Consider the following 12,064-nt stretch of genomic DNA (forward strand, 5'->3'; position numbering starts at 1 on the left):
CTGCTTTTTTAGGTTTCCATGTAGCAGTATTTTTTTCACTATAGTCCTGTATCATCGTCCACTTATTTGTAGATAAGTCCTTTATATAAAACTTGTAAAGAACTCCATTATCACTCACTGCATCTGCAGTCAATGTATGATTTTGACTTGTATATCTACGACCTGAGATAGTAAAATCTGTAAGACTTATGAGAGGTCCAGACTTTATAGTAACATTTTTATAAAGATGTGTATCTTTAGCTTCTTTACTTTCTTTATCTTTTATATGAACCCCATACCAATAATTACCTGCCTTTTCAGGTACCCAAGTAGCAGTGTTTTCTTCACTATAGTCCTGTATCATTGTCCACTTATTTGTAGATAAATCCTTTATATAAAACTTGTAAAGAACTCCGTTTACACTGCTTGCACCTGCTTCTAGTGTTTGAATACTCTTTCCCTCTAGATTTCCTTTAATACTAAAGCTTTCTAGTTCAGTTTTCCCATTCTTTTTTATGTATGTTTTAGGTTCTTTTACTTCTTCTTTTTGTTCTTTATCTTGAGGTCTTTTTCCTTCTATTTCTAGACTCTCTTCTTCTTTTTCATCTTCTATTTCTAGAGTTTGAATTTCTTCCACTTCTAAACTTTCAGTTTCTTCTACTTCTTGTATTTTTTCTTTTTCTTTTATCTCCTTTACTTCTACAGAAGTTGATACTTCTGGTATAGCTATATTTGGTTCTGCTAGTGCTATATTTGTCATATTTAAACTTATAATAGTAGCAAGTGACAGTGCGGCTACTCTCTTTTGTCTTTGATTTGTTTTTTTCATTATATCCCCTTTCTAAATTCTTTTATTAAAAAATATTATGTAATAATTCCCAATTATTAAAAGCTATAGCATATATTATATAATACAAAACCATAGCTTTCAATCAATCTTTAAAATTCCTTACCTTTTTTTCCCAATCCAAACTTATATAATATAAAGTTTACTATTCTTTTTGATGCAAGTCCATCCCCATAAGGATTTATTGCATGTTTCATCTTCTTATACTCTTCTTCATCTTTTAACAATAAATTCGCTTCTTTAAATATATCTTCCTTCTTAACACCTACAAGTTTTACCGTACCAGATGCTACAGCTTCCGGTCTTTCTGTTTCAGTTCTAAGTACGAGTACTGGCTTTCCAAGTGCTGGCGCTTCTTCCTGTATCCCACCAGAATCTGTCATAATTAAAGATACTCTATCCATTAGATTATGCATATCTCTTACTTCTAAAGGTTCTATAAGGTGAACTCTTTCAACATCACCTAGTATCTTAGAAACTGTTTGTCTTACTAGAGGATTTAAATGCATAGGATATACTACTTCTACATCTTCATTCTCTTTAACGAGAGACTTTACAGCCATACATATATCTTCCAAAGGTTCTCCTAAGTTTTCTCTTCTATGTGCCGTGAGTAGTATATATCTCCTATCATCAAAGTTTAACCTTTTTAAATGGTCATCTTTAAAAACATACTCCGGATCTACAGTATAGTTTAATGCATCTATTACAGTATTTCCTGTTATAAATATATCTTTAACTATGTTTTCTTTCAATAAATTTTCTTTGTTTGTTTTTGTAGGTGCAAATTGTAAGTCCGCAATATTTCCTGTAAGAACCCTATTCATCTCTTCTGGATATGGTGAATATTTATCATAAGTTCTAAGGCCTGCTTCAACATGACCTATTTTAACTTTATTATAAAAGGCAGCCAAAGCACCTGCAAATGTAGTAGAAGTATCCCCATGGACTAATACCAAGTCTGGTCCAAGATCTTTCATAACTCCTTCAAGTCCCTCTAAACTTCTAGTTGTTATACTAGTTATAGTTTGCCTATCTTTCATTATGTTTAAATCATAATCTGGTTTTATACTGAACATTCCTAAAACTTGATCTAACATTTGTCTGTGTTGTCCTGTAACACAGACAAAGCTTTCAACCTTTTCATTTTTCTCTAACTCTTTGACAAGCGGAGCCATCTTTATAGCTTCAGGTCTTGTCCCAAATATGCTTAAAACTTTTACTTTATCCATTTTTTATCTCCTCTTTAGTAATTCTATAGCGGTTCTTTAGCAGTTCTTTATAAATCTTTATTATTTCCTTTACAACTACTTCGCCTGAAAATCTAGTTTCTATTTCTTCAGATATATCTTTCCTACTATACTTATCTGCATTTTGATACATATATTTCATTGAACTTACCAGCTGATCTTGGTCTCCCACGTCAACAAGGATTCCATTTTGTTCATTTATATATCCTTCAGGCCCACCACTTTTAGTACTAATTACAGGCACACCCATAGCCAAAGCCTCAATACATACAACTCCAAATGTTTCAGACTGTGATGCCAAAACAAACAAATCACTTCTTTGCAAAGCGTCTGCTATCTCTTCTCTAAAACATAAACCCATAAGTTCTACCTGAGATTCTAGACCATAGTATTTTATAAGCTTCCTGAGTTTAGACTTTTCAACACCTTGTCCAAATATTTTTAATTCTACATTTTCCATGCCTTTAAAGGCTTCATAAAAAGCCTTTATAAGTAAATCCATCCTCTTCAATTTTATAAGATTTCCAGTAGATATAATCTTAAATTTATCCCCTTTTATTTGTTCTTTATACTTAAATACCTCTAAATCAACTATATTGGGAATATAAATAGCATCAATATCAAAATTACTATTTATCTTATCTACAAAAGATTTACTTACTCCTATAACACGATCAGCACTTCTATAGGCAGTAGTAGCAGAGTCTAGTATGTTTTTATCTATTTTATCAGTATTTATTTTAGAAGAATGTTCAGTTATTACAAGAGGAATATCTATCTCATCTTTTAAAAATGAAGCTGAATAAGCTGAATTAGTAAAGTGAGCATGTATTATATCAGGTTTTCCTTGTTCTTCTTCTATTTTTTTATATAGTTTTTTCAATCCTCTTATGCTTAAGGCTCTTAAGACTTTTAACGGAACTTGTCCCAGTGGAACATTTATAGAATATATATCTATACCATCCTTTTTTATCTTTCTGACGCCCCATTTTCTCCATCTTCTTAGCGATCTATAGTCAATAGCTGCATAAGTAACCTTAACGCCTTCTTTAGCAAGAGCTTTAGCTTGGTCATATTCAAATATTCCATATGTCTTATATTTATCTGTAGGGTAACCCCTAGCTACAAGTAATACATGCATGTTTTTCACCTTTTCTTTTTAAACCTTACTAGTAGATCTCACTGTAAAGTTCCGTTATCCTTTCCCAGCTAAAGTTATCTACATTTTCTAAAGCACCTTTAGAAATCTTGCTATAATCTTTTACAATATCTTTTATCCTATTAAATATTTCCTCATCATCATCATATTTAACACTAAAACCTACTTCACCATCTTCAAACCTACCATCAAACCCCTGCCCTTTAGTATATATAACTGGCATCCCTTGAGACATAGCCTCTAGATATACTAAACCAAAAGTTTCATGTTTAGAAGGCATAACAAATATATCCGATTCTCTATAGTATTCTATAAGTTCTTCTTTGCTTATATGAGGTATGTATTCTATAAAAGAGTTTTTCTCTATCATATTATTAAAACTTTCATCCTTTATCTTGCCTATAATAGTATAGTTTATTTTATATCCTTCCTCTATAAGTTTTTTACAAGCTTCAATAGTAGTTCCAATATTTTTATTCTTATCTATTATTCCAACATATAATAATTTTATAGCGCCCTTATCCGGAGCCGATCTATCATAGTACTTATTTTCAAGCCAAAATTTATCTATACCGTTTGGAATTGTAGTAGATTTGTTAAATATATCTTCTTTTTTATCTTCATCTATATATTTATCTAAAACATGTTTTTTATAAGTTTCTGAAATAAATATTATTTCTTTAGCATTTTTTAATATATTAACACCCAATTGTCTTAAATGAATCATTTTAGAAAAGAAAACATTTATATCAGTATTTCTTACAGCAACAATATAAGGAATACCATATTCTTTATATAATTTATATGCTATAAAGCCATTAGAAAAAAGGGAATGTGCATGGATTAGGTCATATGAAGATATATCATATGTTTTTATTATATCTTTATATATTTTAGAATGTTTCAAACTAAACAGAACTCTATCATATTTGCCATGGTTTTTACTGATATAAGAAAACTCCCCAAGGTCTAGACTAGAAGTATCTATATTTTTTGCTACTGGAACATATACATCTATATCTAGACCTTTTTTAATTTGTTCTTTATAAAGATTTTTATAAAAACTACTAACACTATAATAGGAGTTTATATGGAGTACTTTCATACTAAAGTCTCCAATAAGAATAGCCTTTTTTAACTAATTCTTCATTATCCAATATACTTTTAACATCTATAACTACTCTTTCTTCATTAGTTAAATCACCAAATAAATCTTCGAAGTTTTCTATGCTAAGACCCTTAAATTCATCGTGTCCAACTGCCATAACTAAACAATCTATATCTTTAACATCTTCTAAACTTGTAAGCTTTAAACCATATTCATACATTACTTCTTCTTTATCTGCCCTTGGATCAACTATAATAGGCTCTACCCCATATTCTTTTAAAGTATCTATTATATCTACAACTTTAGAGTTTCTAATATCAGGACAGTTTTCCTTAAAGGTAAGACCAAGTATTAAAACCTTAGCTTCTTTAACAAGCTTATTTGTTTGTATCAACTTTTTAATTATATTATTAGCTACAAACTCTCCCATTTTATCATTTATCTTTCTTCCAGAAAGTATTATTTGACTATGATAACCTAATTTTTCCGCCTCATATACAAAATAGTAAGGATCCACACCTATACAATGCCCACCTACAAGACCTGGATAAAACTTAAGTGCATTCCACTTTGTATTCATAGCATCTATTACATCTTTACTATCTATTTCCATCTTATCAAACACCATAGCAAGCTCATTCATAAAAGCTATATTTATATCTCTTTGACTGTTTTCTACAACCTTTGCTGCTTCTGCGACTTTTATAGAGCTTGCTCTATGTACTCCCGCATCTATTATAAGTTCATATACCTTGGCTATAATATCTAAACTATCATTATCCATACCCGAAACTATTTTAACTATCTTTTCCAAAGTATTTACCCTGTCACCTGGATTTATTCTCTCAGGTGAATATCCTACTTTAAAGTCAACACCATATTTAAGTCCAGACTCTTCTTCTAATATAGGAACACATACATCTTCTGTAACACCTGGATATACAGTAGATTCATATACTACTATAGAACCTTTAGTTAAATTTCTACCAACTGTCCTACTAGCTCCTTCAACTGGACTTAAATTTGGAGTCTTGTCCGGCTTTATTGGAGTTGGTACAGAAACTATATGAAACTTAGCCTCTCTTATATCTTCCTCTACATGAGTAAAGTTTACATTACTATTTTTAACTCCTTCATCTCCTACTTCATTTGTAGGATCAACACCAGATTTGTATAGTTCTATTTTTTCTTTATTTAAATCATATCCTATTACATCTACCTTTTCAGCGAATGCAACTGCAAGTGGCATACCTACATAGCCTAAACCTATGATCGCAATTTTCTCTTGTCTATTTTTTAATTTTTCGTATAAACTCATTTACTATCTCTCCTCATCAAATTTAGGACTAACTATTTCTTCTCCCTTTCCCAATAGATAATAATTAAATCCTTCATCCTTTATCTTTTTCTCGTCTAAAAAGTTTCTAGTGTCAAGTATATTTTTTTGCTTCATAGTTTCAGATATCTCTCTAAGAGGCAAAGCCTTAAATATATCATGGTTTACTGCTAAAATTAAAAGATCACTATCTCTTGCAGCATCAGACATACTATTATACTGGTGATTTTCTATATTTACATGTGGATCGTAAATCTTCACATTTATATCTTTATCTTTAAGCAGTTCTATAAGCTCTACAATAGGACTTTCTCTCATATCATCTATATTTGGCTTATAAGTTACTCCTAATATTGTAACAGTATTACCCTTTATATTATCAAGTATTTTTTCTACTCTTTCACTCACAAAAGTTGGCATGGATTCATTAGTCTCACGAGATAATCTTATAATCTTAGCAAGATCTGGATTCTTCTCAACTATAAACCATGGGTCAACAGCAAGACAGTGTCCACCTACACCTGGTCCTGGTTGATGTAGATTTACCCTAGGATGTTTATTTGCAAACTTTATAACATCCCAAGAATTTATACCTGTATCCTCACAAATCTTAGCAAGTTCATTTGCAAGAGCTATATTTACATCTCTGTATGTATTTTCCATCATTTTGCACATCTCAGCCGTTGTAGCAGTGGTCAAGTATATTTCTGCATTTACAAAAATCTTATAAAGATCCCTTATCTTTTCGGCGGACTCCCTATTTACTCCCCCTACTATTCTATCGTTATTTACAAGCTCCCAAAGTATCTTACCTGGAAGTACTCTCTCAGGTGAATGTCCTACATATAGATCTTTACCAACTTCAAGTCCAGACCTTTCAAGTATCGGTACTAATAGATTTTCTACCGTTCCAGTAGGAGAGGTAGATTCAAGTATAACTATGTCCCCTTTTTTAAGATACGGAACTATCATTTCCGTTGCAGATACTACATAATCCATATTCGCAGTCTTGTCCTCATTCATAGGTGTAGGTACAGCTATAATAAAAGCATCAGCTTCATGCGGTTTAATATCAGCCTTTAAATGTCCTGATCTTACAGCAGCTTGAACCATTATATCTAAATAAGGTTCTTCTATAACAATCTTACCTTCATTTAATGCATCCACTACCTCGGTATTTACATCTACACCATATACCTCGTATCCATGTGTCGCAAACATAGCACTAGTAGGAAGACCTATATATCCTAGACCTACTACACATAATTTTTTATTTTCCATTGTTCTACTCTCCTAACCTATTAGTTTGAAATTTATTTACATCATTTATACCATTTAAAAGTCTTTATCTAAATCTCTGATTTTTTCTATAAAACTACCCATTAAAATTATATCATAAACTTGAAATATGTAAATAAAAGCCTTATAAATAAGGCTTTTTTCTTTAAATTTAAATAAATTAATATATAAATCATCCTCTTACAGATACAAATATAGTTTTTAAAAATATATCTGTATCAAGTTTACAGTTAAGATTTTCAACATATTCCACATCAAGTTCTACCTCTTCATACCAAGATGAATTATCTTCAAGAGCTATTTGAGCCAACCCTGTAGTTCCAGGTAAAACTTCAAATCGTTTTTTCTCAAAGTCTGAAAGCATATTAAACCCACTAACACTCTTTTCTTCAAAAGGTCTAGGACCTATTATGCTCATATCACCTTTTATAATATTTATAACATGTGGAACTTCATCAAGTTTTGTTTTTCCTAAAAGTTTACCCATAATAGTAAGCTCCGCATCTCTATCATAAGTTTTAGTTCTAAACTCATATATTTTAAATATCTTACCATTTCTTCCAATTCTTTTTCCCACTAAAAACACAGGTCCTTTAGACTCTAGTCTTATTAATAAACCTATAATTAAAATAGGTATAAATAAGACTAATAAAGAAGATACAGCCAAAGCAAAGTCTACAAACCTTTTTAAGACCAAATATACTTTCATCCTTAACACTACCCTTCATTCAAAATAATATTATCTGCTATAACTATTTTCATATATTTTATCCTTATAAATGTAAGAAAGGATATTTAGTATATTAAAATATTATAGATGGATGAATTGTAAGAATATAAAACTACTATATTTAAACCTTTTTTATCTCTATTTTCTTTAGTTTATTCTTAGTCTAATACTTGATATTATAGCATAAATGCTCAATCACCACAATTTAACATTTAGCTATAAAACACCATTCTTACATTCACCTATATTTATAGCATTTCCCTTTTTAAACTTATCTAAACTGATAAATTTTTTCTAATACTTTAATATTATATATTCTAAATAAAGTCTTATAAAAAAATAAGAAACTAGCATTTCTTCTAATTTCTTATTTAATCTTCTTAATCTATTTAATTTTTAGCTTGTCCCATTTTTTTATAGTTTTATTGAAAAACTTTATATATGAACCTTCAAGCTTTAAATGTGTAGAATGTACCTTGTTTAACTGTTTTAAGTTTTTGCCATTCAAGTCTGAGCTATATATGTGTCCTCCACTTGAATAGTTACTAAAGTAGATCTTATTACCAGCTACAACTAGATACGGAGCCCTGTTGCTTGATAGCTTTTTAACTTTAAAACTGTCTAAATCAACACTGTATAGTTTATCTTTATCATTTGTGTTTCCAAAATATAAACTGTTTTTATATTCAAAAGGATTGTAGGCATTGCTAAGTGCCTCGTATTTAGTATCCGTTGCTTTAGGAAATATATCCCTATTTGGTCGATGAGTTGCAGAAAACTTCTTATCTGAAACTAAAAAGTACTTATAACTTAATATATGATTTCCATCAACTACTATAGGATCATCTTTTGTAGTATCAATATTATAATATTTCCCATTTATTTTTACCTTATTCCAGGCATGAAGCCCCCAACCTTTTTTACCAAGTGTGTCACCTATAACATAATGATTTTCTATATCAAGGGCATCTAAAAACCTATAAGTTAAAAGGGCATATCCCTGGCAAACTGCTTTTCCTTCTGTAAGAGCAGCATAAGCTGAATGTGAAGTCTTTATAGTATCGTTTGAATATCTTGTATTATTTACCACGTGGTCATGAACTGCTTTTACCTTTTGAAATTCATTCATACCTGGTTTTATTATTTTTCCAAGTATTTTATTTATTTCAGTATCCATAAATGCTTCTTCTTTCTTTGTGTTATAATACTCTGCCTTAAGAACTACCTCTGAACTATCTCCAACTTTTTTAACTCCAGGAGTTATAGATTTTATAGCGCCTCCTATATAAGAACCATCAGAATATATATCTCTTATAATACCCCTTACCTCATCTGAACTAATACGTCCCTCATATACAATACTAATATCCGCCTCAAAATCTTCAAGTTTTTCTTTCATAACCTCTTTAAGTGATTGTGGACTATTTGGCATAGTTTCAAAACTTGGAAAAAATCTATCACCATCACCAGGTTCTTTATTATCTTCTTTTATAATTCCAAGACCCAGTTCTATATTTCTAAATACAGTATCACCTATAGATAAATTCCCACCTAAAACAGTTGTACTAAGTCCTTTTTCCTTTATATACTTTTCATTTCCATAATTTAAAGCCTTATCATTATTTAAAAGTATAGGCGAGTTTTCCTTTGCACCTAGATAGCCACCAACTACTGCATCTGCATACTTATATCCATTTGCAAGTATTATTTTTCCAGGATTCTTTATATATTCTTCAGCAATCCTTATAGCAGTATCTTCTCTACCTTTTCCCTCTATACGTTTAACATTTATATCTAAACTTTTAAGTGTCTTTTCAACCTTTTTACTTACAGCATTTTCTCCACCAACTATAGTCACAGTCTTTATACCTGAACTCTTTAAATAATCTAATGTCTCCTGTTTTAGCTTGTCCTTATTTGTTAATAGAAGTGGAACATTTTTATTAGCAGCTATAGGACCAATAGCAAGAGCATCAGCATATACACCATAACCTAAGGTTAAAAAAGCCTCTTTTGAATCTGATTTTATAGATTCCTTAGATACATTTATAGCAGTTTCTTCTCTGGTTTTTCCTTTTATTCTATTTACAGCTAAGCCTAAGTTTTTTAACTCTTTTTCCACTATAGGTTCTACTATGCTTTCTCCACCAATTATAAACACTTCTTTAGCCTCTAGCCTTTTAAGCTCTTTTACTAAAGATGTATCTAGCCTATTTTTATGGCTCATAAGAATAGGAGCATCCTTTTTTCTAGCCAGTATAGTTCCCGTTAAAGCATCCACTTCACCGGTATATCCTACTACTATTGCAGTTTTAGCTCTTTTAAAAGCCTCCTTACTTACTGAAATAGAAGTTTCTATTCTGTTTTTACCTTCTAGCCTTTTCACAACCGGTTCTTGCTTCTCTGCATTTGTTCTATTATTTAAAATGCAGAAAAACAAAACTGTAAATATCACTACTCTTTTAAACCTTCTCATTTAATCATCCTCCATATATGTATATAAGTCTTATGTAATTAATGTGTAATAATTTTATGTCCTATGTAATCAATATGTAATCCCAATATCTATTATCGGTCTTTTTACAATAACATTCTAGTCTTTTCTGGAAATATTTTACATTTTTTATATTTCTTTCATATTACATCCCAAATCTTATCTTTTACTCTCTTTACCTTTTATAAATCTACATAAAAAATGGAGTTATTGAACGTTTGTTCAATAACTCCATTTTTATTTTATTAAGTTTATCTATTTTTTAAAAGGAAGAATAACAGATTGAACTCCAGCAGCTTCAAGTTGTTTTTTCCTTTTCTTAGCATTTTCTTTTGATTTAAAAGAACCTGCTAAAACTCTATAGTAAGTATCACCTACTGCTTCTCCACTATACTTTATCCCCAAGGTATCTAGTATAGAAGTAGATATAGCTGTTACTATCTTTTCTTCTTTTTTTACAAATATTTCATTGTCAAGAGTATTATCTATAAATCCAAGTTCTATTAAAATAGCTGGCGACTTAGTCTCTCTTAAAACATGAAAATTTGCCTCTTTAACTCCTCTGTCAACAAAGCCTGTATCCTTAAGTCTCTTTTGAATCAAACTTGCTAAAGGCTTAGCCTTTTTATATCCACTTTCATAAATATAAGTTTCTACTCCTCTAGCCTTTTCCGGTTTAAAAGCATTACGATGAAAAGATAAAAAATAGTCATAAGCCTTTTTCCTCTCAAAATCACTTCTCGACTTTAAACTAAGAGTCCTATCACTACTTCTAGTCTCATCAACTACTATACCAAAGTCTCTAAGTCTTTTAGCAACAAGCTTTCCTATTTTAAAATTATCGTCCTTTTCTTTTCTTCCTCTATAGACAGCACCAGGGTCTACTCCTCCATGTCCATAGTCAAAACAAATAATAGCCATATTTTCCCCTCCTATATATAAGTGTTTGTTATTAATATATAGGTTTAAAAAATTATATTACTATAGATATTTTTTAATAAATAAAACTTTTAAATAATCTCCCTCTTTAAACTTATCTATAGTCTTAAAATCATCAGGAAGTGAATACTCTTCAAGAAGTTTATATTTAAATCCTGTTTCTTTAAAAGCTTCACTCACAAAACTTTTAAACTTATTCATATCAAAGTTTGCACAGTTTGTAGAGGCAATTATAGTACCACCATCTTCTGTTATAAGTATAGTTTCTTTCAATAGGTCCTTATAGTCTTTTTCAGCACTAAAGCTAAAACCTTTAGACTTAGCAAAACTTGGTGGATCCAATATACTTAAATCAAACTTTATGTTTTTTCTTAAGGCATATTTAAAATAGTTAAAGGCATTGTCAACTATTATCTCTTCTCCCTCAGGATCTATACGGTTTATCTCAAACTGCTCCTTTGTTTTAGGTAAACTCCTATTGGCAAGATCTACAGAAGTAGTCTTTTTAGCCCCTCCAAGAGATGCAAAAACTGAAAATGCACCAGTATATGAAAAGGTGTTTAAGACTTTACTCCCCTTAGAATACTTATCCCTTATAGCCTTTCTAACTTCTCTTTGGTCTAAAAACACTCCTACCATAGCACCTTCATTTAAATATATTGCAAAGTTTACTCCATTTTCCTTTACTATAAGAGGAAAAGTTGCCCTCTCTCCCATAACAAAATCATCTTCTTCTATATATTTACCTTTTTTGTGGAATCTCTTTTTTTCATATATTCCTTTAAAATATGTTAACTGACTTAAAGACTCTAGAATCACTTCTTTAAACTTATAGATTCCCTCACTATACCAGTTTATAAGTAAAAACTCCTTAAAGTATTCAATAGTAAGTCCTCCTATACCATCACCTTCACCATTAAATA

Annotated in this window: 10 protein-coding genes; all 10 read right to left on the bottom strand. The window is 30.4% G+C overall.

Annotation, left to right across the window (positions count from 1 at the left end):
• On the bottom strand, window positions 1–808 hold an 808-nt coding region (locus ACTHW2_RS05980), incomplete at its 3' end, for a hypothetical protein (RefSeq protein ID WP_442263058.1).
• Window positions 809–918: 110 nt separating this feature from the next.
• On the bottom strand, window positions 919–2,058 hold the full coding sequence (gene wecB, locus ACTHW2_RS05985; RefSeq protein WP_442263059.1) for a non-hydrolyzing UDP-N-acetylglucosamine 2-epimerase: 1,140 nt from the start codon (window positions 2,056–2,058) through the stop codon (window positions 919–921).
• Window positions 2,051–3,217, bottom strand: coding sequence for a glycosyltransferase (locus ACTHW2_RS05990; RefSeq protein ID WP_442263060.1), 1,167 nt, complete (start codon window positions 3,215–3,217; stop codon window positions 2,051–2,053). Before ACTHW2_RS05990 ends, wecB begins: the two co-directional genes overlap by 8 nt.
• A gap of 28 nt (window positions 3,218–3,245) precedes the next feature.
• Window positions 3,246–4,340, bottom strand: coding sequence for a glycosyltransferase family 4 protein (locus ACTHW2_RS05995; RefSeq protein WP_442263061.1), 1,095 nt, complete (start codon window positions 4,338–4,340; stop codon window positions 3,246–3,248).
• 1 nt (window position 4,341) lies between these two features.
• The gene (locus tag ACTHW2_RS06000) at window positions 4,342–5,661 is read right to left on the bottom strand and encodes a nucleotide sugar dehydrogenase (protein ID WP_442263062.1); all 1,320 of its coding nucleotides are present in this window, start codon (window positions 5,659–5,661) and stop codon (window positions 4,342–4,344) included.
• 3 nt (window positions 5,662–5,664) lie between these two features.
• Window positions 5,665–6,960: a nucleotide sugar dehydrogenase gene (locus ACTHW2_RS06005; protein WP_442263063.1), complete on the bottom strand. Its 1,296-nt coding sequence runs from the start codon at window positions 6,958–6,960 to the stop codon at window positions 5,665–5,667.
• A gap of 190 nt (window positions 6,961–7,150) precedes the next feature.
• Window positions 7,151–7,687, bottom strand: a complete 537-nt coding sequence (locus ACTHW2_RS06010; protein ID WP_442263064.1) for a sugar transferase — start codon at window positions 7,685–7,687, stop codon at window positions 7,151–7,153.
• Window positions 7,688–8,093: 406 nt separating this feature from the next.
• The gene (locus ACTHW2_RS06015) at window positions 8,094–10,184 is read right to left on the bottom strand and encodes a cell wall-binding repeat-containing protein (protein ID WP_442263065.1); all 2,091 of its coding nucleotides are present in this window, start codon (window positions 10,182–10,184) and stop codon (window positions 8,094–8,096) included.
• Between the two features lie 273 nt (window positions 10,185–10,457).
• The gene (locus ACTHW2_RS06020; protein ID WP_442263066.1) at window positions 10,458–11,123 is read right to left on the bottom strand and encodes an N-acetylmuramoyl-L-alanine amidase; all 666 of its coding nucleotides are present in this window, start codon (window positions 11,121–11,123) and stop codon (window positions 10,458–10,460) included.
• A 60-nt stretch (window positions 11,124–11,183) separates the two neighbouring features.
• A partial coding sequence (locus tag ACTHW2_RS06025) for a class I SAM-dependent rRNA methyltransferase (RefSeq protein ID WP_442263067.1) occupies window positions 11,184–12,064 on the bottom strand: 881 nt, incomplete at its 5' end.

This window comes from Tissierella sp., assembly GCF_052089545.1.
In the GTDB taxonomy this organism is placed as follows: domain Bacteria; phylum Bacillota; class Clostridia; order Tissierellales; family Tissierellaceae; genus Tissierella_A.

Bases quoted from the DNA above. Each gene is read 5' to 3' on its own strand.
- wecB (WP_442263059.1), bottom strand. From the start codon at position 2,058: ATGGATAAAGTAAAAGTTTTAAGCATATTTGGGACAAGACCTGAAGCT.
- ACTHW2_RS05990 (WP_442263060.1), bottom strand. From the start codon at position 3,217: ATGCATGTATTACTTGTAGCTAGGGGTTACCCTACAGATAAATATAAG.
- ACTHW2_RS05995 (WP_442263061.1), bottom strand. From the start codon at position 4,340: ATGAAAGTACTCCATATAAACTCCTATTATAGTGTTAGTAGTTTTTAT.
- ACTHW2_RS06000 (WP_442263062.1), bottom strand. From the start codon at position 5,661: ATGAGTTTATACGAAAAATTAAAAAATAGACAAGAGAAAATTGCGATC.
- ACTHW2_RS06005 (WP_442263063.1), bottom strand. From the start codon at position 6,960: ATGGAAAATAAAAAATTATGTGTAGTAGGTCTAGGATATATAGGTCTT.
- ACTHW2_RS06010 (WP_442263064.1), bottom strand. From the start codon at position 7,687: ATGAAAGTATATTTGGTCTTAAAAAGGTTTGTAGACTTTGCTTTGGCT.
- ACTHW2_RS06015 (WP_442263065.1), bottom strand. From the start codon at position 10,184: ATGAGAAGGTTTAAAAGAGTAGTGATATTTACAGTTTTGTTTTTCTGC.
- ACTHW2_RS06020 (WP_442263066.1), bottom strand. From the start codon at position 11,123: ATGGCTATTATTTGTTTTGACTATGGACATGGAGGAGTAGACCCTGGT.